Genomic DNA, 25,228 nt, shown 5'->3' with positions numbered 1-25,228 from the left:
TCGTTCAGGCGCGGAAGACGGGTGACAGCTCGGGCCAGCGCTCGGCGAGGCAGAGCACCGGCGGCCGGTCCAGGGGCGCGGCGAGCGTCAGGGCCCGCCCGCCCGAGTGGGTCTCGCCGGTCCAGACGTCCACCCACTCGCCCTCGGGCAGGTAGGCCTCGACCTGGTCGACATCGGGTTCGGTGACGGGCACGACGAGCAGCGCGTCGCCGAGCTTGTACTGCAGCGGGTAGGCCCAGGCGGTCTCGTCGCCGGGGTGGTCGAAGAACAGGGCGCGCATCAGGGGCGCGCCGCCGCGCACCGCCTTGGCCGCCTCGCCCGCCAGGTACGGCACCAGCCGCTCGCGCAGCTTGGCGAAGGCGCGGAACATCCCGATGACCCGCTCGTCGCCACTCTGCTCGGCGATGTTCCACGGGGTGCGGTCGCGCCTGGGCGTGCGGTGGTGGTTGAATTCCGAGTGGTACTGCATGATCGGCATGAAGGCGCTGGTGCCGGCGGCCCGCAGGTACAGCTCGGCGCCGGGCACGGGGCCGGAGAAGCCGGCCAGGTCCCAGCCCCAGTAGACGATGCCGCAGGCCCCGGCGGTGATGCCGGCCCGGATCGAGGAGCGGAAGGCCTCCCAGGTGGAGTCCTCGTCGCCGGCCCAGAACGCGCCGTGCGGCTGCGATCCCGCGAACCCGGCCCTGCTGAAGGTCACCGGCGCCTTGCCCGACTCGCGCAGCAGGTCGCCGAAGGCGCGGGCGTAGTGCACGGGGAAGAGGTTGTTGCCGTCGTCACCCCGGCGGCCGTCGGCGTAGCGCAGGTCGTGGCCCCAGGCGTGCTCGCCGCCGTCGGTCTTGAACCCGTCGACGCCGACCTCGTCGACGAGGTAGCGGCGCTTGGCCGTCCACCACTCGCGCACGCTCGGGCTCGACAGGTCGGGCATGAGCGCCAGCGGGAACCACCAGCCCCGGTTGCGGTACGGCCTGCCGTCGGCCTCCCTGACGCCGTGCCCCTGCTCGACGAGCTGCCGGGCGTCGACGGCGGCCTGGTGGCGGGGGTGCGGGCGCATCTTCTGCAGCGGGATCTGCCACAGCAGCACCTTGATGCCGCGCTCGTGCAGCTCGTCGACCATGCCCTTGGGGTCGGGCCACGGGCCGTCCGCCGGGAAGGTGTAGTCGGCCAGAGTGTGAGGCACCTCCCCCGGCTCATATTGCGCGCCGCGGAAGGCCGTGAAGGTGCTCTCGTCGCTCCACGCCTCGATGACCAGGGCCCCCACCGGGACGTCGTGCTCGCGGTGGGCGTCCATCTCGGCCATGACGCGGGCCTGGGTGTTCCACTCGTTGCCGCTGGCCCAAAGGCCGAACACCCAGTCGGGCAGCTCGGCCGGGCGGCCGACGTCGTCGAGGAAGGCGTCGAGGATCTGCGCGGGACCGCCCTCGTAGAAGGTGACGTTGAGCTCGTCGCCCTCGGCCTCGACGGTGAGGGTGTCGCCCACGTCGTACCAGGTCCTGCGGGAGGTGGCCACGTGGAAGCCCCAGCTGCGCCCGCCGCCGACGACGATCGCGAACGGCATCGGCAGGTAGGTGCGGCCGTGCGCGCCCTGGGCCTTGTACTGCTCGAAGACGACCGAGTCGAGCGAGCGGCCGCGCTGGTCGACGCTGTCGAAGCGCTCGCCGAAGCCGACGACGTGCTCGCCTGGGGCCAGGGCGATCTCGAACCGGCCGCGCAGCACGCCGTCGCCGTCGGCCAGCCAGCGCGCGCTGCCCGGCACGATGCGGTCGGCGCCGCGCGCGGTGAGCTTGCCGCCGCCGTCGTGCCAGCCCGCCGCCGTGACGTCGAACCACCGGCTGGTACGGCCGGCGCCGGATTCGGTGGTGGCGACGAAGCGGTAGCTGTAACGGTGACCGGCGGCCAGCGGCGGCGTGGTGACGCTCCAGGAACCGGAGGCGGCCCGCGCGGCCCTGGCCTGCGCGGCGGCCAGGTGCCCGCCGTCGAGCTGCCCCGGCTCGCCCTGACCCTCCCCGGCCGTCGTGTCGCCCTCGGACACCCCGGCCGTCGTGTCGCCCTCGGACGCTCCGCCCTCGGGCCCGGGGGCGTCGGCACCGCCCTTGACCAGCGCGAGCTCGGTCTCGTCGCGCCCGTCGACGCGCCACTGGCAGACGACCTCGCGCACCGACGCGGCGGCGCGCACCCGCAGCTCCACGGGCTGCCCGTCGAGGGGGGTGACGGGCAGGCGCTGGTCCTGGGTGTCGGCGTACGGGTGGCCCGAGCCGTACGGTCGGTGGGTGATCATGCGCGGACCTCCAGCGCGTCGGCGAGCATCAGGTACATTCCGTGCGACCACAGCAGCGGCTGCGCGACCGGCCCCCACCGCTGCAGCCACTCCTGCAGCCGGGGCGGCGCCAGCAGCACGTCGGAGACCTGCTCGGGCAGCTCACCGGCGGCGTCGGCCTGGGCGGCCATCCAGTCGAGGTAGCGCAGCGCCTCGGCGCGGCGTCCCGCCGCGGCGTGGTTGAGGCCCAGGAAGCCCGACAGCAGCACCCACCGGCCGCCGCCGTAGAAGGTGTCGGCGCGGAAGCGGTGCACGCCTCCGTCGGCGGCGAGCTGCCGCTCGACCTCGGCCACCGTCGCCACGGCCACCGGATGGTCGACCGGGTAGAGGCCGAACGGCGCCACGCAGGCCAGCAGCGAGGCGTCGACGGCGTCGCCGCCGAGCCCCTGGGTGTCGAGGTCGTGCAGCGGCGCGACGGCCTCGGCGGGGTCGACGAGCGCGACGGTGCCCTGCCCGGACGGCAGCCACTTGCGCAGGTGCCCGGCGGGGGCGACGCCCTGCTCGGCCACCAGCGCGGCGATGTCGGCGACCGCCCGCTCGGCGGCGGCGGCCTCCTTGCGGGCGAGCAGGCCGCTCGCCACCGCGGCGCGCAGGCCCGCGTGCACGGCCCCGAGCGTCGAGACGTGCCGCTGGTCGACGTGCTCCTCCCACCAGTCGTAGCAGGGCTGGTTCCAGAACCAGGTCAGGTAGCGGGCGGCGACGCGGACCGCCTCGTCGGCGCCCGGCACGCGGGCGCCGTGGCGGGCGGTGTGCTCGGCCAGCGCCCACAACCACGTGCCGTAGCCGTCGAGCTGGTGGTCCCACCACTCGTCGGCGCCGTCGCCGCCGTCGAGGGTGAACCGGGTCGGCAGCATCTCGGCCGCCGACACCGGCAGCCCGGCCCTGGCCCGGGAGATCAGGCTCGCCACCTGGTCGCGGCGGGCGCCGATCACCCGGGCGCACCAGGCGTGGAAGGCGCTCGCGCCCTCCACCTGCCCGGCCCGGCTCATGCCCTCGGCGATGAACCCTCCGTCGCGCAGCCAGGCGTAGCCGCGGTAGGCGGAGAAGGTGGGACTGGCTGGGTAGGCCCCCGACGGCGACTGATGCGTGCTGATCACATCGATGCTGCGCGCGACGAGCTGGGCCCGCGCCAGGTCGCTTCCTACGATCACTGAGTCAGTTCTCCTGATTGGTGGGGGTTCAGCCGAGCAGCGCGTCGACCTTGGCGGCTGCCGCGGTCAGCGCTTCCTGCACGGTGACGCGGCCGGCGGCGGCGTTGCCGAGCTCCTGGGTCACGGCGTCCTGCATCTCCTGCTGGCGCTTGATGACCGGGGGCAGCGCGATCGACTTGAGCGAGTCGAAGACCGCCTGGCGGTTGGCCGGCTTGGGGTCCTTCAGGTAGCCGTCGAGCACGGCCTGGTCGGAGACGGGCGGCAGCTCCCACGACGACTCGATCCGGGTGGTGGCCGCTACGTTCGACGACGCCAGGAACTTGGCCCAGGCGTAGGCCTCCTTGCCGTGCTTGGTGCCGGCGGAGGCGGCGACGGAGTTGTGGAAGACCGCGCTGGCCTTGGTCGCGTCACCGGGCTCGACGACGACGTCCCACTCGAACGGCACGTCCTTCAGCCCCGCGAACTGCCAGATGCCGTTGTGCCACATGGCGAGCTTGCCGGACTTGAACAGGTTGGTGTCGTAGTCGGCGGTGCCGCCGATCTCCGCCTCGGTCGGCATGGTCTTGCCGACCTTCGACACCAGCCAGGTCGCGGCCTTGACGCCCTCCGGGCTGTTGAAGGTCGACTTCTTGCCGTCGTCGGACAGGAACGTCCCGCCCGCCTGCTTGAGCGACTTGTAGAACTCGAAGAACTGCACCGGCTGGAAGTCGCCGTAGACCTTGGCCTTCTTGTCGGTCAGCTTCTCGGCGGCGGCCTGCTCGTCGGCCCAGGTCCAGTCGGCGGTGGGAAGCGCCACGCCGGCCTTCTCGAACAGCTCCTTGTTGTAGAAGAGCACCACGGTCGAGAACGAGGCGGGCAGGGCGAACTGCTTGCCGCCGTGCTTGAAGGAGTTGAGCGACTCCTCGGCGAAGCCCGTCGGCGCGGTGTCGCCGGCGACGGTGCCGAGGTCGAGCAGCGAGCCGGCGCTGGCGTAGGTGACGAAGTTCTCGTAGTTCAGCTCGAAGGTGTCGGGCGCGGTGCCGCCCGCGATGCTGGTCTGCAGCTTGGTGAAGTACTGGTCGTACGGAGCGGTCTCGACGACCACGTCGACCTTCGGGTTCTCCTTCTCGAAGGCCTGGACGATCTTGTCGAGGTCCTTCTCGTGGTCGGGGGCCGCGGAGAAGGTGAAGTAGCGCAGCGTCACCTTGCCGCCCTCGGCCGGGGTGGTGTCGCGGGTGGCGGAACCCTGGGAGCAGGCGGTGGCCAGCACGGCGAGCGCCAGGAGCGCGATGGTCTTCTTCATGGGGGGTTGGTCCTTACTTGAGGCCGGACTGGGCGACGGAGGCGATGACGTGTTTCTGGGCGAAGAGGTAGAGGATGAGGATCGGCACGACGCTGACGACCGAGCCGGCCATGACGACGTTCCATTCGGTGGTGAAGCGTCCGTGCAGCTCGGCCAGGCCGAGCGGCAGGGTGAAGAACTCCGGCGAGCGAAGGATCACCAGCGGCCACAGGTAGCTGTTCCAGCTGGCCATGAAGGCGAAGATGGCGAAGGTGGCCAGCGCGGGCCTGATCAGCGGCAGCACCACGAAGGCGAAGATCCGCAGGTGGCCGGCGCCGTCGAGCACGGCGGCCTCGTCGAACTCCCTGGGCACCTGCTGGATGGCCTGCCGCAGCAGGAACACCCCGAACGCCGAGGCGACGGTCGGCGCCAGCACGGCGAAGTAGGTGTCGGTCAGCTGGAAGGTGCGCATCTCGATGAACAGCGGCACGATCAGCACCTGCAGCGGCACCATCAGCGTGGCCAGGTAGACGGCGAACAACGCGCCGCGTCCGGGGAAGGGCAGGCGGGCGAAGGCGTAGGCGGCCATCGCGCTGGTGATCAGCTGCAGGGTGGTGGAGGCCAGGCCGATCCAGAGGCTGTTGGCCAGGATCCGCCAGAAGGGCATCGCCTCCAGCAGCCGCTCGTAGGCTCCGAGCCCGGCGCCCTCCGGGGTGAAGTCGGGCGGGGAGGCGAGCACCGCGCCGTCGGGGATCAGCGAGGTGATGACCGCCCAGGCGAACGGGAAGAGCATCACCAGCGCGCCCACGGTCACCAGCAGGTACTTCAACGCCCTAGCCATAGTTCACCCACCTGCGCTGGCCGCGGACCTGGATGAGCGTGACCAGCAGCACCACGGCGAACAGCAGCCACGACAGCGCCGAGGCCGCGCCGGCCCGGCCGTACTCGAAGGTCATCTTGTAGACCTGCTCGACCGCGACCTGGGTGGCGCCGCCGGGGCCGCCGCCGGTCATGACGTGCACCTGGTCGAAGACCTGGAAGCCGTTGATGAGCGAGATCACCACGACGAAGAACGTCGAGGGCGACAGCAGCGGCAGCGTGATGCTGCGGAAGCGCTGCCAGGCCGAGGCGCCGTCGACGCGGGCCGCCTCGTGGTACTCCCCCGGGATGGCCTGCAGCCCCGCCAGCAGGATGATCATGACGAAGCCCAGGTCCTTCCACGCCGAGGCGAGGATGATCGAGGGCATCGCCCAGTTCGGGTCGGTCCACCAGCCGGGACCGTCGATCCCCAGCAGGCCCAGCGCCCAGTTGACGATGCCGCTGGCCGGGTTGAGCAGCCACTTCCACATCAGCGCCACGACCACCCAGCTGGTGATCACCGGCAGGAAGTAGACGGCGCGGAAGAGGTTGCGGCCCTTCATCGCCCGGTTGAGCAGCATCGCCAGGCCCAGCCCGCCCGCGTAGACCAGCGGCAGGTAGCCGGCGATGAAGTACAGGGTGTGCAGGAAGGCGGCCCTGGTCTCCTCCTCGCCCAGCAGCTCGACGTAGTTGGCCAGACCGACCCACCGCATCGGCTGCAGCAGGTCCCACTCGTGCAGGCTCACCCAGAGCGACCCGGCCATCGGGACGAGGGTGAACAGGGTGAGCGGGATCAGGCTGGGCAGCAGGAAGATCGCGACGGTGCCCGCGTAACGCCAGCGCCGCCCTGCCGTACGGCGAGGCGGGGCCGCGTGCCGTTTGACCTGCGGCGGCGCCTGGGTGGTGACGCTCATGACTGGGCCCCGATCAGCCGGGCCCGCACCAGCCTGCCCTGCTCCCCGGCGGCTCCCGCGGCGTCGAAGGGCGTGGCCAGCACCAGCGCGGCGGCGCCCTGCGCCCAGCTCGTCTCGTCCCAGCCCTCGACCTCGATGGAGATGTCGCGCCTGCCCGGCATGAGCTGGGCGCGCACGGCGCGGTCGAAGCCGGGCTGCCAGAACGGCCAGTGCGACACGCCCTCGCCAAGCACGACCACCACCTCGGGGTCGACCACGTTGATCAGCCCGGCGGCGGCGCGGCCCAGGATCGCTCCCGCCTCGGCGAAGACGTCGAGCGCCTTGCGGGACCCCTCGGTGGCGGCCCGGCCCAGCTCGTCGACCGAGGCGGGCCCGGCCGCGCCGAGGTTCTTGGCGGCGGCGGCCGACAGCAGCCCGGCCGCGCCGACGAAGGCCTCCAGGCAGCCGTAGGAGCCGCATCCGCAGGGCGGGCCGTCCTCGGCCACCGGCACGTGCCCGAACTCGCCCGCGCCGCCGCGCGCTCCCCGGTACACGCGCCCGTCGGTGACGATCGCGGCGCCGACGCCGCGCCCGATGGTGAGCACCAGGAAGTCGCGGTGCGTGCGGCCCCTGCCGTACAGCCGCTCGGCCGCCGCCAGCGCGTTGACGTCGTTCTCGACCAGCACGGGCAGCTTGAGCCTGCGGCGCAGCCGCTCGCCGACCGGCATGCCCTGCCAGCCGAGCGTGGGCGCGTTGACGGTGCCGACCGCCTGGTCGTCGACGGCGCCGGGCACCCCGACGCCGACGCCGAGCAGGGGCGGCCCGTCGCTGAGCGAGTCGAGCGTCGTCTCCACCGCCGCCGCCAGCTCGTCGAGCGAGTGCGGCGAGGCCGGGTCGAAGGGGTGCTCCCACGAGCCGAGGACCACGCCGTCGAGGCGCACGTCGACCAGCACGAGGTGGTCGGCGGTCACCTTGACGCCGAGGGCGCGGCCCGCCGCGCCGATCAGCCCGAGCAGCTGGGCCGGACGGCCGCCGCGCGAGGGCTTGAGGTCGAGCTCCTCCAGCATGCCCGCGCCGATCAGCTCGCGGGTGAGCTGGGTGACGCTGGCGGGGCTGAGGTCGAGCTCGCGGGCGATGTCGGTACGGCTGAGCGGTCCGAGCGTGCCCAGGAGGGCGAGGATCGCCGTCCTGGTCAGGTCGCCGCGGTCAGTGCCTGCCATCAGGGGGTAACCAGGCTTTCTTCGAAAATAAAGTTAGTGGTGAAAATATGCGACCCGGCTTCGCCCGTTGTCAAGACTCCGACATCGTTCCGAAACCTAGCGCCGCGCCTCGGCGGCGAGCCGGTCCAGGGCTTCCTGCCGCGGCAGGCTCGCGCCCTGACGGTAGGCCTTGAGGTAGCCGTCGTCCCCGAGCTCCTCGCGCAGGGCCCGCACCAGGGCCCGCACCTCCGGGTCGCCCTGGGACAGCGCGCCTCGGATGGCCTCGCTCATGCCCAGCCAGGTCGCCGCGCCGGCGAGGTCTCCCTCCAGCCGCAGGAGCCACGCGACGAGCTCCGCGCCCCAGGCCAGGCCGTTCGCCTGAGCCTGCGAGAACAGCGGAGGCACGACCTGCGGCAGCAGCGCCCGCGCGGCCCCGGCCTGGCCCAGCACGAGCCGGTTGCACATGCGGAAGCCCGCGACCGCGTCGCTGGGCAGACCCTCGAAAGACGGCAGCCTCGCGGCCAGCGCCTCCATGCGGTCCAGATCCGCCTCCGCCTCGGCCACGTCACCGCCCAGGCGGTGCGCGATCGACACCCACGCCCACAGATTGGTCTCCGTACGGCGGTGCCCGCGCTCCCTGGCCTGCCGCAACGCGGCGCGCAGGTCGCTCAGCGCTCCCTCCAGGTCGCCGCCGTTCATCCGCGCCCGCGCCAGCCTGAGCCTGCTCCAGAGCTGGTGCATCTCGGTGCCCAGCTCGGCCGCGGCGACGACGGCGCGCTCCGCGGCGGCCAGCGACTGCGGGTGCTCCCCGCGCAGGGAGTGCTCGCTGCTGATGCGCATCAGGCACATCACCATGCCCCACCGGTCGCCCACCGCCTCGAACAGGCGCAGCGCCTCGCGTCTGTCCTCGACGCCCGACCACGGGTCGCCCTGGTTGACGCGGATCTCGTCCAGGGCGATGAGGGTGCTGGCCTTGACCCACAGGTCGGGTGAGCGCATCGACTCGGCCAGGTGCCGCTCCTGGTCCTCCCTGCCGGCGAGCCTGGCCATGTGGAACATCGGCAGTGCCGGGTGGAAGGAGTGCGTCAGCGGCGCGGCGTCTTCGTCACCGCGCTCCCGCAACTCGCCGCCCACGCCCAGAGCCACGCTGAAGGCGGCGTGCACCTGGACGGGCAGCGCCTCGCCGAACCTGAGCACCTCGGTGATCGAGGAGCTGAACTGGGCCGTCATGCCCTTGAGTCCCCAGTACCAGAGCATGGCCCTGACGAACCGCGCCGCCGTCGGCACGTCGGCCGTGTCGAGCGCGGCGCGCAGGCCGAAGGCCAGGTTGTCGTGCTCGGCGTCGAACAGCGCGATGGCGCGCAGCTGGTCTCCGGTCCGCAGCAGCGGCTCGTGCTCCTCCGCCAGCGCCAGGAAGTAGGCGGAGAAACGCGCGGGCGTCTCCTCCCCTGCCTCCGCCAGCCGGTCCGCGGCATAGGCGCGGATCGTCTCCAGCATCTGGTAGCGGTCGCCGGACTGCTGCACGATCGACTTCTCCACCAGGGAGCCGACCACGTCGATCACCTCGCGGGCGGGCAGGGAGTCGTCGGCGCAGACCGCCTCCAGCGCGTCGAGGCTCGCCCCGCCGGGGAAGGCCGACAGCCTGCGCGCCAGGACACGCTCCGGCTCGCCCAGCAGATCCCAGCTCCACCCCACCACGGCCAGCAGGGTGCGCTGGCGCGGAAGCGCGGTCCTGCTCCCCGAGGTCAGCAACCGGAACCTGTCGTCGAGGCGCCGGGCGATCTCCTCCACCCTCATCGCCCGCAGCCGCGCGGCCGCCAGCTCCAGGGCCAGGGGCATGCCGTCCAGCCTGCAGCAGATCTCCACCACGGCGGGCGTGGTGGAGCCGTCCAGCACGAACTCCGGCCGCACGCTCGTGGCGCGGTCGAGGAACAGGCGGACGGCGTCGGTGTCGACGACTTCGTCGGAGGGCAGTTCGAGCGGGCCGAGGTGGCACAACGTCTCACCGGTGATCGCCAAAGGCTCGCGGCTGGTGGCCAGGATCGTCAGCTGCGGCAGCCGGGTCAGCACCTGCTCGGCCAGCTCGGCGGCGGCCTCGACCACGTGCTCGCAGTTGTCGAGCACGAGCACCGCGTCGCCCGCGTCGAGCCGTTCCGCGAGGCGGGCGACGGGCTCGCTCCGGCCCGATTCCGCGTCGCCGTACGTCGTGGCCAGGATGCCGAGCACGGCCTCGGCGAGCGAGGCGGAGCCGGCCACGCCCGCCAGCTGCACGAACCACACCCGCCTGGGCTCGCGGTCGGCGGCCTCCAGGGCCAGCCTGGTCTTGCCCGCGCCGCCGGGACCGACGATGGTCACCAGCCGCGAACCCGCCAGCAGGCTGCCGAGCTGGGCGAGCTCGCGTTTCCTGCCGACGAAGCTGGTCAGCCTGGCGGGCAGCCGGCCGGCCTGGGCCTCGCGGGCCGTCGCGGGGCGGTCCAGCTCGCCGCGCAACAGCGCGAGGTGGACCTCCCGCAGATCGGACGACGGGTCGATGCCGAGCTCGTCGTCGAGCCTGCCGCGGATCTCCTCGAAGGCCGCCAGCGCGTCTGACTGCCGTCCGGCAGCGGCCAGCGCCCGGATCCGCAACTCGGCCAGCCGCTCGCGCAGCGGGTGTTCCGCGGCCGCCGCGCCGACGTCGGCCAGCACCTCGGCGTGCCGTCCCAGCCGCAGCTTCGCCTCGAACCTGTCCTCGGCGGCGGCGAGCCGTTCCTCCTCCAGCCTGGTGGCCGCGTTGCGGGCGAAGGCGGCCTGCACATCGGCCAGCGCCCTACCGCGCCACAGGGCCAGGGCCGCGTCGAGCAGCGCCAGGGCCTCGCCGCAGCGGCCGGCGGCCAGCTCGCGCCTGCCCTTGGCGGCCAGGTCCTCGAAGCGGTGGGCGTCGACGTCGACGTCACCGATCGGCAGCCGGTAGCCGGCCGCCACCAGCTCCACGCTCCCGGTCCCGCCGAGGATCTTGCGCAGCCGGGAGACCAGCCCCTGCAGCGCCGCCCCCGCGCCTCCTGGTGGATCGTCGTCCCACAGGTCGTCGATCAGGGCCTCGGCCGAGACCGGACGCCCGCCTTCCAGGGCAAGCCGGGTCAGCAGCGCGCGTAACCGCGCCGCTGAGATGTCGACGGGCGTCGCGTCGTCCGCTTGCGCCTCAATCGGACCAAGGACGGCAATTCGCACAGGGGCAGCGTGTCAGAACCTCCCACCGGCCGCCACCCGCATGCACGGCCCGTCCCGGGGTAGCGGAGGCCGCATGTCACAGATGCTCGCGGGGCGCTACCGCCTGATGTCCGAGCTGGGCCGTGGCGGGATGGGGACCGTGTGGCACGCTCACGACGAACTCCTCGACCGCGAGGTGGCGATCAAGGAGGTCGCCGGGAGTCCGGTCCGCCTTCGCAGGACCGAGCGGGAGGCGCGGCTGGCCGCCCGGCTCGACCACCCGAACATCGCCGCGGTCTACGACATGGTGCGCGAGGCCGAGCGGTTGTGGATCGTCATGCGGCTGATCCACGCGCGCACGCTCGGCCGGGTCATCGCCGAGGACGGCCCGCTGCCGCCCAGCCGGGTCGCGGCGGTCGGCCTCGACGTGCTGGCCGCGCTGCAGGCCGCGCACGAGGCGGGCATCGTGCACAGGGACGTCAAACCCGACAACATCCTGCTGCCCGAGGGCGGAGGGGCGGTGCTGACCGACTTCGGGATCGCGGCCTCCATGGGCGGCGACGGCGAGTTGACGCAGACCGACGTGGTGCTCGGCACGCCCGCCTTCATCGCCCCGGAACGTGCCACGGGCGCGCCCTCCGGCCCCGCCGGCGACCTGTGGTCGCTGGGCGCCACGCTGTACACGGCCGTGGAGGGCAGGCAGCCGTTCGCGCGCGCCAACGGGATGGCCACGCTGGTCGCGGTGGTGCACGACCCGCCGCTGCCGTGCGAGCGGGCGGGCGAGCTGGAGGAGGCCATCACGGCGCTGCTGCGCAAGGAGCCGGCCGCCCGGCCGGGTCTCGCCGAGACGCGCGACCTGCTGCTGCGGGCCAGGATCCGCTGGGATGAGCCCGCGACGACCGAGAGCGGCCCGGCGGTGACCGGTCCGGCCGCGGCGGGGCTGATCGAGACCGGCATGATCGACACGGGCCTGACCGGACCGGGCTCGTCAGACCTGGGCGAGCCCGCAGCCGGGACAACCGGACCTGGCCTCACCCCAGCCGGCGTCGCCCACTCCGGCATCACCTCACCGGACGTCACGGGTCCCGGCGTCACCCCACCCGGCGTCACCGGATCCGACGTGGACGGACCCGGCGTCACCGGATCCGGCGTGGACGGACCCGGCGCGACCGGGCCCGCTCCGGCGCCCGTCCCCGCGCGTGCCGTACGGTCTCGGGGCCGGGCGCTGCACGTGGCCGCGACGATCCTCATCCTCGCCGCCGCGTTCGCCGCCGCCGCGGTGATGTCCGACGACCGGGCCGCGCACGGGCCGCTGGCCGTGCGCCCCGTGGACCCGCCCCCGGCGGCGGTCGCCGAGGTGGACCCCGGCGTCCGCGGGCTGGACAGCGTGCGCAGGTCGGAGACCGCCCCCGACAAGACCGTCAGATCGACGGGCGGCACGACCGCCGTCGAGCACCCCGGCGCCAAGACCCCGAAGGTCAAGACGCCGAAGGTCAAGACCCCCAAGGTGAAGACACCCGGCGGCAAGGCCAGGGGCCACAGCCAGGGTCAGGGCAACGGCCACGGCAAGGGCAAGGGCCACAAACGTTAGAAGCTCACCGCACCCCGGACGACTGCGCGTTGTCGATGAGCAGCCGCGCCTGCCGCGGCGAGAACAGGTACGTCTTCTCACCGCCGCAGATCCCGTCCGACTCCCCCGGCCGCTTGATCCACAGCAGTGCGGCCAGCCCCGGCGCCACCACCTGGGTGGTCGGCTCCTGCCCGAGCGCCTGGCGGCCCGGGTTGCACCACTCGTTCTTCGGCGGCGGCCCCAGCCCGTTGCGCGAGGTGTCGATGACGAACTCCCTGCCGCCCACCAGGCTGGACAGCTCCCTGCCCCACCGGTAGCTCGCGTCGGTGCTCTGCCGGTTGGAGACGTTGACCGCGAATCCCTCGGCGTGCTGGATGCCCGACGCCAGCAGGCGCTCGGCCGTCTCGCCCGTGGTGCGCCAGGCGCTGTGCCCGGCGTCGATGTAGACGTGGTGGCCCGCCTCGGCCAGGCGCCGCACGCTCGCGGCGATCAACGCGCCCCGTTCGCGCGTGAAGCAGTCGGCGGGGACGGCGTCCGGTTCCATGATCACCGCGGCGTCGGTGGCGCCGAGCAGCCTGATGAGGCGCCCGATGTAGCGCTGGTAGGCCCGCTCGTTCCGGGCGCCCTGGTCCTTGGCGCACCCGCGGTTGGGCAGGTAGTACGCGACCAGCACCGGCAGCGTCCCCTGCAGGCGTGCCTGCGCGGCGACGGCTCGCAGCGGCTCCAGGTCGGCCGGGCCGTTGATCCAGCGCGCCTGCGGCCGCCCGGTGATCGGCGCGAGCCACGCCGCGCCGTTGGCCAGCCGGTACCGCATGGCCGCGCTGTCGGTGTCGCGATGGAGTTCGGCGTCCTTGAACGGCTGGCGCAGCGGAGCGTAGGCGACCTGTGGCGGCCACGGCTTCAGCGTCGTGTCCGGTGCCCGCGAGCATCCGGCGAGCACGATCAGCAGGACCACGATCAGCATTCTCATCAGGGTTTCCAGAAGTCGCTGACTCGGTAGACGCGCACGCCGTTGTCCCCGGCGCCGAAGGCGATCTCCACGACCGCGTGCTTGCGGGCCTCCAGCAACGTCGGGTAGCGGGCCGCGTCGGGGCTGTCGTAGTACCAGTTCGGCACCACGAGGTAGTCGATGCGTTCGAGGGCGCTGACCACCGCCAGGTCGGTGTCGAGCTTGTAGGCGATGATCGGGCGCGGCGAGAAGCCCTTGTAGTGCACCAGGTCGGTCCAGATGGCGTCGTGCACCACGAGCACCTTGTCGCGCGGCACGTTGTCGGCCACCCAGGCGGTGGCCGAGCGCAGCGGCGGCTGCTCGCGCACGGTCATCATCGGCCACAACGCGGGCGCCCAGACGACGGCCAGCGCCACCGCGCACGCTCCCGCCGCGACCTGACGCGCGCCGCGCGCACGTTTCAGTGCCAGGCGGAGCGTGCCGCCGATCTGCTCGGCCGCGCCGGCGAGCAGCAGGGCGCTCCACGGCAGCAGGGTGATCACGTGCATGTACGGCACGTAGCCGCCCCTGACCATCAGCAGCCACTGGATGACCAGGGCCAGCGCGACGGGACGCAACCGGCGCACGACCAGTGCCGCGGGCAGCGCCACGAGCCCGCCCACCAGCAGGTAGGGGTCGAGCCCGAACCAGCCGTCGACCAGGGAGCGGGCTGGGCTGTCGGGGTCGAGGGCCGACCCCGAGGGCTGGCGTCCTGCCAGCTGCCAGTACGCGGTCTCCAGCAGGCTGTTGTGCCCCTGTCCCGGCAGCAGCTCCCCCTTGTAGATCGCGAACAGCGGGTAGAGCGCCATGAGCAGGATGCCGGCGAAGGCGGCCATGACGATGACCTGGGGCCGGTTGCGCCGGTCGAGGTTCTGCGCCATCGCGTAGACGAAGGCGGGCAGCAGCACCAGCGCGGTCTCCTTGGTGAGCGCCGCCATCGCGAAGGCGGCCGCCGCGCCCATGGCGGCGCCGATGGTGCGCCTGGGCGAGTAGGCCAGCACGAAGGCCAGCAGCAGCCACGGGGTGACCAGGTTGTCGAGGAAGGTCCAGCGTGTGTAGGCGAGAGCCAGCGGGCTGAGCGCGAGCAGGAGCGCGGCCGCCGCCGATCCGACGCGGCTGAGCCCGACGCGCCTGCCCAGCGCGAAGATCAGCGCGCACGACACCAGCTTGGCGATCAGCATGCACTCGTTGCCGAAGTCGATGGCGCTGTCGTAGCGGTTGAACCCGTTCGTCAGCACCGACCACAGGGCGATCTGCAGCCAGCCCGCCGGGGTGTGGTCGTAGAAGTAGGAGTAGGGCGACAGGGCCAGCAGGTACTGCACCGACCAGGCCTGCGACAGGTAGGTGCCCGGGTCGTCCACCCAGCGCGGGTAGGTCGCCATGCCCCACGCGTGGATCGTTCCCGCCACCGCCAGCACCGGCAGGAGCAGCAGCAGGCTGCGCCGGTGCAGCCGGAGCCAGGCGCGGCCGAGGTCGAGCAGGCGGTGCCGGGCCGAGACCCGCTTGCGGATCTCGGCGGTGTTCTCCAGCATGATGCTCATCGCGTCACCAGCACCCTGTCCGTGTCGAGGTGGGCACCCTGGTGGGTGGTCTTCACCCAGTCGGTACGGCGGCGCAGATGCCTGATCATCGCCCACAACGCCGCGTACGACAGCGCCAGCTGGTAGGGCCAGGCGCCCAGCACCAGCCCGACGTAGTCGCGCAGCCGTACCCTCTCCCCGAACGTGCGGCCGAACTGCGCCAGCAGCTGGATGTCCAGCAGCGAGTTGAGCAGCGTGAGGGCCAGCGGGAGCGTCGCCAGCAAGGTGATCGCCTCCGGCGCCTTGTGCAGGAGCGCCAGCAGCAGCGCGACCGGCGCCAGGACGGCGACGAACGCCTGGAAGAACTGGAAGCCGAGCACGTACACCGCCAGCACCCGCTGGGTCCTGGTCGGCAGGCGCAGCCATTCGCCGGTGAGGAAGACCTGGATGAATCCCTGCATCCAGCGCACCCGCTGGCGCACCAGCGCGCGCAGGCTCTCGGGCGTCTCCTCCCTGGTCACCATCTCGTCGACGTAGACGACGTCGACCGGGTAGCGCAGCACGGAGGCGGCGATGCCGATCTTGCAGTCCTCGGTGAGGCAGTCCTCGTCCCAGTAGGAGCCGTACCGCTCGCGCAGGTCCTCCAGCAGCTGGCGGCGGAAGAAGACGGTGTTGCCTCCCAGGGGCATGACGCCGATCCTGGCCTGCATCTTCAGCCGCGACTGGAACCACTTGAAGTACTCCAGGCAGTTGGCGGCCCGCCACCAGGCGCTGGTGTGCGCGTGCCACCATCCGCGTCCCGCCACGGCGTGCAGGGCGCAGCCGAAGTTCATCAGCTGGACGCCGCACTGCACGATGCCCGCCCCGCTGGCGCGGAAGCGGTGGTCGACCATGCGCAGCAGTCCCGGGTGGAACAGGTCCTCGGCGTCGGCGACGCCGACCCACTCGAACCTGACGTCGTGGCCTTCGAGCATGCGCATGGCGGCGTTGAGCGCGGTGGGCTTGTTGTGCACCTCGGTGTCCTCGGGGTAGGCGCACACCAGGATGCGTCCCGGGTGCTCGCGCGCCTTGGCGTGGGCGATGGCCGCGGTGCCAGGGTCGTCGGCGTGGTCGACGATCGCGACCACCGTGTAGTCGGGGTGGTCGAGGTTGGCCAGCCGCTCCAGGGTGTGGCCGGCCACGGCCTCCTCGAACCGCATCGGCACCAGGATCACGCCCGGCAGGCGCGGCTCGCCGGGGTCGCCGTAGCGGTGCGGGTCGTTGTGCTCTGGCCACCACCACTTGTAGAGCTGGAAGGTCACCGTGGTGCCGGAGACCAGCAGCATGAACAGCGAGACGCCGATCAGGAAGTAGTCGGCGAAGATCGCCGAGGCCAGCACCAGCAGCACGGTGGCCAGCGCGCCGAGCAGTACCCGCGGATGGGCCAGGGTGGTGCGCCGCGGCGAGAACGACCAGTACTTGTCGGAGCAGAAGTTGACCACGGCGCAGGCCACCACGAGTCCCCAGTAGGCCGCGCCGGTGCCGACGGCGGGTGCCAGGAAGGGGAAGGCCACGGCGTTCAGCACGGCGCTGGCGCCGCGCGCGAGCTGGTAGCGCCGCCACCTGGTGCCCAGTCCCACGTCCGAGCCCGACACGCGTGGATGCCAGGTCAGCGCGTAGTTGGCGGCGAAGCTGACCTGGAGGGTGATGGCGAACTGCAGGACGTTCGCGACGGCCGGTTGCAGGCCTTGGCGGATGAACAGGGCCAGGAGCAGGTGACCGAGGACGGCGACGGAGAGGCCGACGAAAGCGAACAGCACATGCTCGCGACGCAGGGCGACACGCACGGAGGAGGCTCCTCACGGCAGGAAGCGTCGGAAGCAGTTCCGGCTACCCCCGGGGAAACCGCTCTAGACATTTACTCCGAAAATTACACAGAGTTAAACGTGAGGTTCGGCGTTCGACGGGTACGCGCGCCCCATGCCAGGCCTGGTGACGAAGCTCGCGACGCTCCTCCTGCTGACCGGATCGCTCACCGCGCATCCCGTGCACGTCGCGGCCGAGAACCTGGTCAAGAACCCCGGCATGGAGGCGGTCGGCGCCGACGGCTTCCCCGACTGCTTCGAGAAGTCCGGCTGGGGCGACAACGACCACGCCTTCACCGTCACGCCCGACGCGCACGGCGGATCCAGGGCCGTGGCCGTCACCATCACCAGGCTCGCCTCCGGCGACCGCAAGACGATGATGCTGGAGGCCTCGGCCTGCGCCCCGCAGGTCACGCCAGGGCATCAGTACGACCTGTCGGTCTGGTACCAGACCTCCACGCCGAACACGGTGATCACCCTGTTCCGTCATGACGCGACCGGCTCGCACTACTGGACCGACCTCGCGGCGCTGCCGGTGACGGCCGCGTGGCGCCAGGCGAGCGTGCGCACCCCGCCCGCGCCGGCCGGCACCGACCAGCTCACCTGGGGCGTCACGATCTACGGCGTCGGCACCCTGGTCACCGACGACTACGCCACCACCGACGCGACCCTGCCCGACCCCGATCCCCCGTGCACGGGCGACTGCCCGCGCGGGTCGTGGGAGGTGCTGTCGTATCCCGCGCCCGTCAGGGCGGTCCACTCCGTGCTGCTGCACAACGGCAAGGTCCTGCTCATCGCCGGATCCGGCAACGACCCCGCGGCCTTCGAGGCCGGATCGTTCAGGACGACCGTCTTCGACCCGGCCACCAGGGGCTTCACCGATGTGTGGACCCCTGACGACTTCTTCTGCGCCGGGCACGTCCAGCTACCCGACGGGCGCGTGCTCGTCCTGGGGCGGCAACAAGTCCTACCCGACGCCGACCTCCGGCTACCAGGGGCTGCGCGTCTCCTACATCTTCAACCCGGCCGACAACACCTACGTCAGGACGCCCGACATGCTCGACGGGCACTGGTACCCGTCGGCCACAGCGCTCGGCAACGGCGACGTGTTCTCCGTCGGCGGCCTGAAGGAGGACTCATCCGGCTCGGTCACCACCGAACGCTGGTCGGCGTCGGAGAACCGCTGGCTGCGCCTGGACGAGGTCACCCAGACCTGGCGTTTCTGGGGCCTGTACCCGGCGATGATCCTCATGCAGGACGGCCGCCTGTTCTACACCGGCTCCCACGTCTTCGGCAACGGCCTGCCCGGCACCGGCGCCTCCATCTACGACCTCGCCACCGGCGCCGTCACCGACGTTCCCGGGCTGCGGCGCAAGGACGAGCGCGACGAGTCGATGAGCGTCCTGCTGCCGCCGGCCCAGGACCAGCGCGTGCTCACCCTGGGCGGAGGCAACAACGAGACCAACCCCGATGCCCACCGGCTGACCGACCTCATCGACCTCAAGGCGGCCAGTCCCGCCTACACGCCGGGCCCCGACCTGCCCCAGGGCCACTACCACGGCGGCGCTCCCCAGACCGGCGAGCAGGGCAAGATGTACGTCTCGGCGGTCCTGCTGCCCGACGGGACGGTCCTGGAGACCGGCGGAGCCCTGCACAACCGCGCCGACCCGGTCTTCGAGGCCTCCCTCTACGACCCGGCGACCGGCGCCTTCACGCCCGGCCTGGCCACCGATCCGGTGCCGCGCACCTACCACTCCTCGGCCGTCCTGCTGCCCGACGGCCGCGTGATGACCGTCGGCGACAACCCCGGCGACGGCAGCTTCGACCAGCGGGTCTCCCTCTACTCCCCGCCCTATCTGTTCAAGGGCCCGCGACCGGCCCTCTCGTCGCTCGCCACGGACCGGTGGAGGTACGGCACCGCCCAGCGGGTCACCGTGAGCGAGCCGGTCGTCAAGGCTTCGCTGCCGCGCCCGGCGGCGGTCACCCACTCCTCCGACCCCAACCAGCGTTACCTCGACCCGCCGATGACCGCGGGCGCCGGTGGCGCGGTCGATCTGCACGTCACCACCAACCCCAACCTCGCACCGCCGGGCTGGTACATGCTCACCGTCGTGAACGCCGCGGGGGTGCCGTCGATCGCGAAGTGGGTGCACCTGTCATGACACGCCGACGCGGAAGGCCCGCCCCGCCCGCGCTCGCCGCATTCGCGGTCGCCTGCGTCGTCGCCCTCGTCGTCGCGGGCGTCGTGGCGGGTGTCATGGCGCTCGTGCCCGGGTCCACGCGGGAAACGGCGGCGGCTGCCGCTCGCCCGTCACCCCACGTGCTGCCGTTCGCCGGCCGCCTCGGCACGCCGCGCGAGCGGGCCCGCCGCACGCCCGCCCCCGTCCCGCCGCACGTCGACGGCTGCGACCACGCGTACGGCTCGCCAGATCAGTGCGTGCCGTGGACCTTCCCCGAGCGTGGCGGGGCCGACCGGTGCGGCTGGCTGGAGCGCCACGGCCTTCGCCCCCTGCCCGTGCACGGCCGGGACCGCCACCGCCTCGACCCCAACGGCGACCGGATCGCCTGTGGCCCCGGCGACACCCGCTGACTTGCGCCGCGGCTGATCAGCTGACAATCTTGCTCATATCTGAACAGCTGCTCATATATGAGCAGCTTCCCCGACCCCAGGAGGCTCCAGCATGGGCGCCGGACACGGACACGGACACGCCGCAGGACGACACCGGTGGCGGCTGGCGCTGTCCTTCGTGCTCGTCGGCACGTTCTTCGTCGTCGAACTCGTCTACGGCCTGGCCTCCGGCTCCCTCGCCCTGCTGTCGGACGCCGGCCACATGGCCGCCGACGTCGTCACGCTCGGCGCGGCCCTCATCGCGACCAGGATCGCCACCCGCCCCGACACCACGGGCCGCCGCACCTACGGCTCCTACCGGGCCGAGGTGTTCGCCTCGCTCCTGGCGGTCGTGCTGATGATCGGCGTGGCCGTCTACGTGGTCGCCGAGGCGATCGGCCGCATCGGCGACCCCGCGGAGGTCTCCTCAGGGCCGATGCTCGTCGTCGGAGCCGTCGGCCTGGCGATCAACCTCGTCGCCCTGTTCCTGCTCCGGTCGGGCGCCGGGGAGAGCCTCAACGTCAGGGGCGCCTACCTGGAGGTCCTCGCCGACACGGCGGGCTCGGTCGGCGTCATCGCCGCGGGCTGGCTCGTCGCCTCCACCGGCCAGGCGTTCTGGGACACGGTCATCGCCCTGGCCATCGGCGTCTTCGTCGCCGTGCGCGCCATCGCGCTCGGCCGCCAGGTCTTCGCCGTCCTGGGGCAGCACGTGCCCGAAGGCCTGGAGGCCTCGGCCGTCGCCGCCGACCTCGCCGCCGTCGAGGGGGTGCGCGACGTGCACGACCTGCACCTGTGGACGCTGACGTCCGGCATGAACGTCGCCACCGCGCACCTGGTGACCGAGGGCGACAACCACGCGGTCCTCGACCGCGCCCGCGACGTGCTGCGCGCCCGGCACGGCGTCGCGCACGCGACCCTCCAGGTCGAGCCGGGCGACCACCGAGGCTGCGACGAACTGGGCTGGTGACGAGGCCGGCCCTGACCGGAGCATGCGACGAACTCGGCTGGTGACGGGACCTGGCCCTGTCCGGAGGATGCGACAAGCTGGAACCGTGACGACGCCAGCTCTGGCCGTCAGCAGACCTTTGTGTACTCCTGCTCCTCCGGCAGGTAACGCGGCCACTCGGCGGCCGTGAGCGAGCGCCCGGCCGCGGCGCAGACCGCCGCGAACGGGTCGGGCGGCACGGTCACGTCCCACAGCCGGATCCTGCCGTCGTCAGCCCCGGTGGCCAGCCGGTCACCCTCGCGGTCGAAGGTCACCGCCCTGACCGGCTTCGGATGCAGGAGCGGCGGCCCGGTCTGGAGCTGGGTGGCGACGTCCCAGAAGCGGACCGTGCCGTCCTGGCCCGCGGTGACGAGGGTGGAGCCGTCCGGGCTGAAGGCCAGGCCGTTCAGGCGGGCGTCGTCGTGGCCCGACATGCTGTGGCCCACCTGGCGGCGGGTGCCCACGTCCCACAGGCGTGCCGTACCATCGTCGGCCACCGTGGCGATGAGGCCGCCGCGGGGGTGGAAGGCCACGCCCTTCACCCAGTTGCCGTGCCTGCCGAGGGGCCGCCCGAGCCGGTGGCCGGTGGCGGTGTCCCAGAGCATGATCGTGTTGTCGAGCGCGGTCGTGACGAGTGTCTTGCCGTCCGGCCTGAAGGCGACCGACTTGACCCACGTGGTGTGACCGGCGAACGGCTCGCCGACCTCGCTCCGGGTCTCCAGATCCCACAGGTGGGCCTGGTTGTCGAAGCCCGCCGTGGCCATGCGCGGCTCGACCGGGCTGAAGGCGACCGCCGCGACGACCGGCCCGCCCGCCGCCAGGGGCGGGCCGAGCTGCTCGCGCGTGGCCAGGCTCCACAGCCGCACCTCGCCGCTGCCGTTGCCCGGCGCGAAGCCGCCTTCAGGCAGGATCGCGCGCTCGCCCGACGCCGCCGCCAGCAGCTCTCCGTCCCGGCTGATGTCGACGTTGAGCACCTCCCAGGGCAGCTGGTACGGCGGGCCGATCGGGATCTGCTCGGCCACGTTCCACAGCCCGACCCGGCGGTCGGCTCCCGCGCTGGCCAGCGTGGCGCCGTCGGGGGTGAAGACGAGATCGTTGACCTCCTTCGTGTGGTCGCCGAAGGCCGTGCCGATCTGCCTGCGCACCGACACGTCCCAGATGCGCACGGTCTGGTCGGCGTTGGCGGTGGCGAGCTCGTGCCCCCGGGGGCTGAAGGCGAGGCCGAAGATACGGTCGCCGTGCCCGGTGAGCGGCTGCCGGACCGACCGGCCGCTCGGCACGTCCCAGAGGCGGGCCTCGCGGTCGTCACCACCGGTCGCCAGCAGATCGCCGTCGCCGCTGAAGGCGAGCGCCCTGACCTCGCCGACGTGCCCGCCCATCTCGGCGAGCAGCTCGTGGGTGCCGGTGTCCCACAGCCGGGCGACGCCCCCGGAGTGGGCGGTGGCCAGCACCGTCCCGCGCGGGCCGAAGGCCACGGCGTTCACCCGCTCCCCCGCGGCGGCGGGCAGGTGGGCGAGGCTCTCGCGGGTGGCGACGTCCCACACGTGCGTGCCGTCGGAGCCCGCCGCCGCCAGGCGGCTGCCGTCGGGGCTGAAGGCGACGCCGTAGAATTCCTGGCCCTGACGGGTGAACACGGCCAGCTGCTCGTGGCCGGAGACGTTCCACAACCGGACCGTGCCGTCGGTGGCGGCCGTGGCCAGCGTGGCGCCGTCGTCGCTCAGGGCGACCGAGTGGATCCGCGCCGGGCGCAGGTCGATCGGGTCGCCGACCTGCCGGCGCTGTGCCACGTTCCACAACCGCGCGGTGCCGTCGAGGCTGCCGGTCGCCAGGGTACGGCTGTCGCGGCTGAACACGACCGAGGTCACGTGATCGGCGTGGCCGGTGAGAGGATCGCCCAGCTGCTCGTGGATCCGCGTGTCCCACAACCGCACCTTGGTGTCGCCGCCGGCCGTCGCCAGGATCCCAGCGGTCCTGGAGTAGGCGACGGAGTACACCCAGTAGGTGTGGCCGGCCAAAACCTGGCGCGCCGGGTTGGCGAGCGTGTCGAGCATCGCCTGCCGGGCCTCGTCCGTCGGCGAGATGCGCCAGGCGGTCGCCGCCAGCCGAAGCGCCGTGGCCGGATCGGTCTCGGTCACGTACTTCGTCTGCGCCGCGAGCTGCCTCGACACGGCCTGCGCGGTCTGGTTCCGCGCGTCGCCGTACAACAGGACGGCCGCCACCGCTGCGACCAGCGCGACCACCAGCGAGCCCGCCAGCACGGCGGTCGTGGCGCGGCGGCGCCGCGAACGCCGGGCGGCGGCGCGGCGCGCCTCATCGAGGAAGGCGACCGCCACGGCGCCCACCTCCCTCAGGGCCAGCGCGCCGCTCAGGCGGGTGCTCGAGTACAGGTAGGCGGGGTCGCGTCCGCCCGCCTCCCAGTCGGCGGCGTCGGCCGCCAGCCGCTGCCGCGTCAACAGCTCCGCCCGGTCCTCCTCCAGCCACAACCGCAGGCGCGGCCAGCCGCGGATGAGCGCCTCGTGGGCGATCTGCACGCTGTGATGGTCGACCGTCAGCAGCCTGGCCCGCACGAGATGGTCGAGCACCCTCCTGGCGAGCTCGGCGTCCTCCTCACCGCGCACCACGTCGGCCAGCGGCAGCCGCCGCGCGGTGTCCGGCGTGTCCGCGCCGAGCTGGACCAGGCGCGTCAGCAGGCGGCGCGCCGCCCTCCTGCCGCCCAGGCCCAGCCCGTCGACCGCGGCGTCCGCGGCCTGAGCCAGCGACCGGTTGATCCCGCCGGTGGCGCGATACCCGGCGAAGGTGAGCGTGCCGTCCCGGCGGTGATGCCACGTCTGGAGCAGCGCGTGCGAGAGCAGCGGCAGCACCCCGACGGCGTCGGCGTGGTCGCGGTCGCTGCGCAGGTCCTCCAGGAGCAGCTCGCTCAGGCCGTCCTCCAGGGTGAGCCCGGCCACGCGGGCGGGGCCCTGGATGACCTCCAGCAGGCGGTCGCGGTCCATCGGGACCACGACCACGGGCCGTTCGAGGGCGGGCACCAGCTCGGGGCAGGCGGCGCACTGGCCGAAGAAGTCGGCCCGCACGCCGACGATCACCGCCTGCGCGCCACCCGCCCCGGCCAGCGCCGCCAGCACCGCGAGGAAGGCACGACGCTGGTCGTCGGGGGCCGAGAAGACCTCCTCGAACTGATCCACGATCACGACCTCCCCCCTCCACGCACGCCGAGCGACCACATGAAGGGGCTCGGCCGACCCGGCGGCGGCCTCGGCGGGCGAGTCGGGGGGCGACCCCGCGGACCCGGCAGGCGGCCCTGCGGGCGCCCCAGCAAGGGCCTCGGCGGACTCGCGGGCTACGGCGGGCGAGGCGGGGCGGAACTCAGTGGGCGAGACAGGGGGCGAGACAGGGGGCGAGACAGGGGGCGAGGCGGGGGGCGAGGCGGGGTGGGGCTCGGGGGGCGAGGGTGCGGGCTGCTCCTGGGTGGGAGCGGTGAGGAGGCGGCGGAGGGCGGCGAGCGGGTCGTCGCCGGGTTCGAGGAGCACCGTGCCGCGGCTGCCCGCGCGGGCGAGCGCAGGGACCAGGCCTGCCCGTAGCACCGACGACTTGCCCGCGCCGGACGCGCCCGTGACCACCAGCAGGCCGCCGTCCCCCGCCCGGTCCATCAGGGCCTCGACCAGGTCGTCGCGGCCGAAGAACCAGCGCTCGTCGGCCGAGCCGTACGACTCCAGGCCCCGGTACGGCGCGGCCTCGGCGGGCGGGCGCGGCGTCCTGGCCGCCTTGGGCCGTGCCTCCGTCTCCTCGCGCAGCGCCCGGTAGGCCTCGTCCCAGCGGCCGCGATCCGCGAGCTCGGGGGGCAGCACGCGCCCGGTCTGGGCGGCGACCCGCAGGCAGGTGTCGACGAACACCTCGAAGTTGTGCCGTTCGGGCCGCGTCGGGGCCCTGCGGCTGGTCATGCCGTCGATGGTGCTGCTCGCGAGCTGGATCGGATCCTCGCCTGGCCGCCTGCGCGGTGTCCGGGCGCTGGCGATCTCCAGCCCTCGCACCGTCAGCCCGGCGGCCGTCCTCAGCTCCCGCAGGCGGGCCGCGAAGCGAGTCCTGGCGTTCTCCACAGCGCGACTCCGTCCGGAAACCGAAGATGTCCGGAGGCTCCGGACACGGAAGCACGCGCACAGGTTAGGCGGTGACCAGCCGGTCGCGGAGGGTTTCCGCGCCAGGTGTCCGGACCTGGTCGCCGGACACCCCGCCGGGCGGCGACGGTCGGATCTCCAAGCAACGGAAGGAGTCGACCGTGTTCCATCTCCGATCGGCGCGGCTGCTCGTGGCGCTCGCCGGCGCCGTGTGCGTGACCGCAGTCCTGCCCGGTCCCGCCCACGCCGCCACCGGCGTCTACTTCAACAAGGAGTGCGTCAGCAGGTTCAACTGCACCTACTACCTGCGCCCGCACGCCACGCAGGCGGTCGCCGGGTATCTCGACAGGCACGGCTGGAGCGCCGACGCCGCCGCCGGTCTGGTGTGCTTCCGGCTGCCTCCGCTGTACGCCGCGGCCTGCGGGGTCGCGATCGGCATCCCGTACCGCAGGGCGCTGCCGCACCTGGAGACGGCGGCGCGGGAGGGCGGGTGCTTCACCATCCGGGCCAAGCTGCCGATCGCCCGCTTCGGCAGCGTGACCACGGACGACCCCGCCTGTTCCTGACCCGGCGGCCGGTGAACGCCGGCGAGCCCGGCGGCCGGTGAACGCCGGGGGGGGGCGCGCGGCGCGGGGGGGGGGGGGCCGGGGGGGCGGGGGGCGGGCGGGGGGGGCGCGGGGGGGGCGGGCGGCGCGGGGGGGGGGGGGGGTGGGGGGCCCCCGGGGGGGGGGCGGGG

General features: G+C 73.0%; 18 protein-coding genes. 5 read left to right on the top strand and 13 right to left on the bottom strand.

The genetic code is table 11. The features are described 5' to 3' along the window. Positions 1–4 precede the first annotated feature (4 nt). The 7 genes from ACIBH1_RS27455 to ACIBH1_RS27425 all read right to left on the bottom strand — a co-directional run bounded on the left by ACIBH1_RS27455 (position 5) and on the right by ACIBH1_RS27425 (position 10,883). Entirely contained in the window at positions 5–2,275 is a 2,271-nt protein-coding gene (locus tag ACIBH1_RS27455) for a TIM-barrel domain-containing protein (RefSeq protein ID WP_397316808.1), read from the bottom strand. Continuing rightward, positions 2,272–3,465, bottom strand: a complete 1,194-nt coding sequence (locus ACIBH1_RS27450) for a glycoside hydrolase family 15 protein (protein WP_397316807.1) — start codon at positions 3,463–3,465, stop codon at positions 2,272–2,274. The genes ACIBH1_RS27455 and ACIBH1_RS27450 overlap by 4 nt, the downstream gene beginning before the upstream one ends. Positions 3,466–3,493: 28 nt before the next feature. Continuing rightward, complete coding sequence (locus ACIBH1_RS27445; RefSeq protein WP_397316806.1) at positions 3,494–4,747, bottom strand: ABC transporter substrate-binding protein; 1,254 nt, start codon at positions 4,745–4,747, stop codon at positions 3,494–3,496. Positions 4,748–4,760: 13 nt separating this feature from the next. Continuing rightward, positions 4,761–5,567 carry a carbohydrate ABC transporter permease gene (locus ACIBH1_RS27440; protein WP_397316805.1) on the bottom strand — a complete coding sequence of 269 codons (807 nt, stop codon included), beginning with the start codon at positions 5,565–5,567 and terminating at the stop codon, positions 4,761–4,763. Further along, a complete protein-coding gene (locus tag ACIBH1_RS27435) occupies positions 5,560–6,498 on the bottom strand; it encodes a carbohydrate ABC transporter permease (RefSeq protein ID WP_397316804.1) in 939 nt (312 codons plus the stop codon). Before ACIBH1_RS27435 ends, ACIBH1_RS27440 begins: the two co-directional genes overlap by 8 nt. Further along, the gene (locus ACIBH1_RS27430; protein ID WP_397316803.1) at positions 6,495–7,697 is read right to left on the bottom strand and encodes an ROK family protein; all 1,203 of its coding nucleotides are present in this window, start codon (positions 7,695–7,697) and stop codon (positions 6,495–6,497) included. Before ACIBH1_RS27430 ends, ACIBH1_RS27435 begins: the two co-directional genes overlap by 4 nt. A gap of 96 nt (positions 7,698–7,793) precedes the next feature. Next, the gene (locus ACIBH1_RS27425) at positions 7,794–10,883 is read right to left on the bottom strand and encodes a BTAD domain-containing putative transcriptional regulator (RefSeq protein WP_397316801.1); all 3,090 of its coding nucleotides are present in this window, start codon (positions 10,881–10,883) and stop codon (positions 7,794–7,796) included. A 73-nt stretch (positions 10,884–10,956) separates the two neighbouring features. Here ACIBH1_RS27425 and ACIBH1_RS27420 point away from each other — a divergent pair, with 73 nt between their 5' ends. Next, positions 10,957–12,453, top strand: coding sequence for a serine/threonine-protein kinase (locus ACIBH1_RS27420; RefSeq protein WP_397316799.1), 1,497 nt, complete (start codon positions 10,957–10,959; stop codon positions 12,451–12,453). A 4-nt stretch (positions 12,454–12,457) separates the two neighbouring features. On the opposite strand, the gene ACIBH1_RS27415 is transcribed toward ACIBH1_RS27420, so the two are convergent. The 5 genes from ACIBH1_RS27415 to ACIBH1_RS27395 all read right to left on the bottom strand — a co-directional run bounded on the left by ACIBH1_RS27415 (position 12,458) and on the right by ACIBH1_RS27395 (position 17,663). Next, positions 12,458–13,402 carry a glycoside hydrolase family 6 protein gene (locus ACIBH1_RS27415; RefSeq protein WP_397316797.1) on the bottom strand — a complete coding sequence of 315 codons (945 nt, stop codon included), beginning with the start codon at positions 13,400–13,402 and terminating at the stop codon, positions 12,458–12,460. Continuing rightward, the gene (locus ACIBH1_RS27410; protein WP_397316796.1) at positions 13,402–14,961 is read right to left on the bottom strand and encodes a glycosyltransferase family 39 protein; all 1,560 of its coding nucleotides are present in this window, start codon (positions 14,959–14,961) and stop codon (positions 13,402–13,404) included. The genes ACIBH1_RS27415 and ACIBH1_RS27410 overlap by 1 nt, the downstream gene beginning before the upstream one ends. Then, on the bottom strand, positions 14,958–16,766 hold the full coding sequence (locus tag ACIBH1_RS27405; RefSeq protein ID WP_397316795.1) for a glycosyltransferase: 1,809 nt from the start codon (positions 16,764–16,766) through the stop codon (positions 14,958–14,960). The genes ACIBH1_RS27410 and ACIBH1_RS27405 overlap by 4 nt, the downstream gene beginning before the upstream one ends. A gap of 93 nt (positions 16,767–16,859) precedes the next feature. Then, positions 16,860–17,156 (bottom strand): hypothetical protein, encoded by a 297-nt coding sequence (locus ACIBH1_RS27400; protein WP_397316794.1) that lies wholly within the window; start codon positions 17,154–17,156, stop codon positions 16,860–16,862. Between the two features lie 276 nt (positions 17,157–17,432). Further along, positions 17,433–17,663, bottom strand: a complete 231-nt coding sequence (locus tag ACIBH1_RS27395) for a hypothetical protein (RefSeq protein WP_397316793.1) — start codon at positions 17,661–17,663, stop codon at positions 17,433–17,435. A gap of 2 nt (positions 17,664–17,665) precedes the next feature. Here ACIBH1_RS27395 and ACIBH1_RS27390 point away from each other — a divergent pair, with 2 nt between their 5' ends. The 3 genes from ACIBH1_RS27390 to ACIBH1_RS27380 all read left to right on the top strand — a co-directional run bounded on the left by ACIBH1_RS27390 (position 17,666) and on the right by ACIBH1_RS27380 (position 20,359). After that, positions 17,666–18,946 (top strand): galactose oxidase-like domain-containing protein, encoded by a 1,281-nt coding sequence (locus tag ACIBH1_RS27390; RefSeq protein ID WP_397316792.1) that lies wholly within the window; start codon positions 17,666–17,668, stop codon positions 18,944–18,946. Continuing rightward, on the top strand, positions 18,943–19,374 hold the full coding sequence (locus tag ACIBH1_RS27385; RefSeq protein ID WP_397316791.1) for a hypothetical protein: 432 nt from the start codon (positions 18,943–18,945) through the stop codon (positions 19,372–19,374). The genes ACIBH1_RS27390 and ACIBH1_RS27385 overlap by 4 nt, the downstream gene beginning before the upstream one ends. Positions 19,375–19,465: 91 nt before the next feature. Continuing rightward, positions 19,466–20,359 carry a cation diffusion facilitator family transporter gene (locus tag ACIBH1_RS27380; protein ID WP_397316790.1) on the top strand — a complete coding sequence of 298 codons (894 nt, stop codon included), beginning with the start codon at positions 19,466–19,468 and terminating at the stop codon, positions 20,357–20,359. 107 nt (positions 20,360–20,466) lie between these two features. Here the strand turns inward: ACIBH1_RS27380 and ACIBH1_RS27375 are convergent, their stop codons facing one another. Beyond that, positions 20,467–24,474 carry a hypothetical protein gene (locus ACIBH1_RS27375; protein ID WP_397316789.1) on the bottom strand — a complete coding sequence of 1,336 codons (4,008 nt, stop codon included), beginning with the start codon at positions 24,472–24,474 and terminating at the stop codon, positions 20,467–20,469. A 179-nt stretch (positions 24,475–24,653) separates the two neighbouring features. Here ACIBH1_RS27375 and ACIBH1_RS27370 point away from each other — a divergent pair, with 179 nt between their 5' ends. After that, complete coding sequence (locus tag ACIBH1_RS27370; RefSeq protein ID WP_397316788.1) at positions 24,654–25,058, top strand: hypothetical protein; 405 nt, start codon at positions 24,654–24,656, stop codon at positions 25,056–25,058. The last annotated feature ends 170 nt before the right edge of the window (positions 25,059–25,228 follow it).

The sequence above is a fragment of the Nonomuraea sp. NPDC050663 genome (genome assembly GCF_044456985.1).
In the GTDB taxonomy this organism is placed as follows: domain Bacteria; phylum Actinomycetota; class Actinomycetes; order Streptosporangiales; family Streptosporangiaceae; genus Nonomuraea.
The sequence above is the reverse complement of the archived record's forward strand: the minus strand, read 5'-3'. Positions and strand labels throughout refer to the sequence as shown.

What these genes read in the sequence shown, in the direction of transcription:
- ACIBH1_RS27410 (WP_397316796.1), bottom strand. Translation starts at nt 14,961, where the DNA reads ATGAGCATCATGCTGGAGAACACCGCCGAGATCCGCAAGCGGGTCTCG.
- ACIBH1_RS27420 (WP_397316799.1), top strand. Translation starts at nt 10,957, where the DNA reads ATGTCACAGATGCTCGCGGGGCGCTACCGCCTGATGTCCGAGCTGGGC.
- ACIBH1_RS27435 (WP_397316804.1), bottom strand. Translation starts at nt 6,498, where the DNA reads ATGAGCGTCACCACCCAGGCGCCGCCGCAGGTCAAACGGCACGCGGCC.
- ACIBH1_RS27385 (WP_397316791.1), top strand. Translation starts at nt 18,943, where the DNA reads ATGACACGCCGACGCGGAAGGCCCGCCCCGCCCGCGCTCGCCGCATTC.
- ACIBH1_RS27390 (WP_397316792.1), top strand. Translation starts at nt 17,666, where the DNA reads ATGTGTGGACCCCTGACGACTTCTTCTGCGCCGGGCACGTCCAGCTAC.
- ACIBH1_RS27415 (WP_397316797.1), bottom strand. Translation starts at nt 13,402, where the DNA reads ATGAGAATGCTGATCGTGGTCCTGCTGATCGTGCTCGCCGGATGCTCG.
- ACIBH1_RS27380 (WP_397316790.1), top strand. Translation starts at nt 19,466, where the DNA reads ATGGGCGCCGGACACGGACACGGACACGCCGCAGGACGACACCGGTGG.
- ACIBH1_RS27445 (WP_397316806.1), bottom strand. Translation starts at nt 4,747, where the DNA reads ATGAAGAAGACCATCGCGCTCCTGGCGCTCGCCGTGCTGGCCACCGCC.
- ACIBH1_RS27440 (WP_397316805.1), bottom strand. Translation starts at nt 5,567, where the DNA reads ATGGCTAGGGCGTTGAAGTACCTGCTGGTGACCGTGGGCGCGCTGGTG.
- ACIBH1_RS27455 (WP_397316808.1), bottom strand. Translation starts at nt 2,275, where the DNA reads ATGATCACCCACCGACCGTACGGCTCGGGCCACCCGTACGCCGACACC.
- ACIBH1_RS27430 (WP_397316803.1), bottom strand. Translation starts at nt 7,697, where the DNA reads ATGGCAGGCACTGACCGCGGCGACCTGACCAGGACGGCGATCCTCGCC.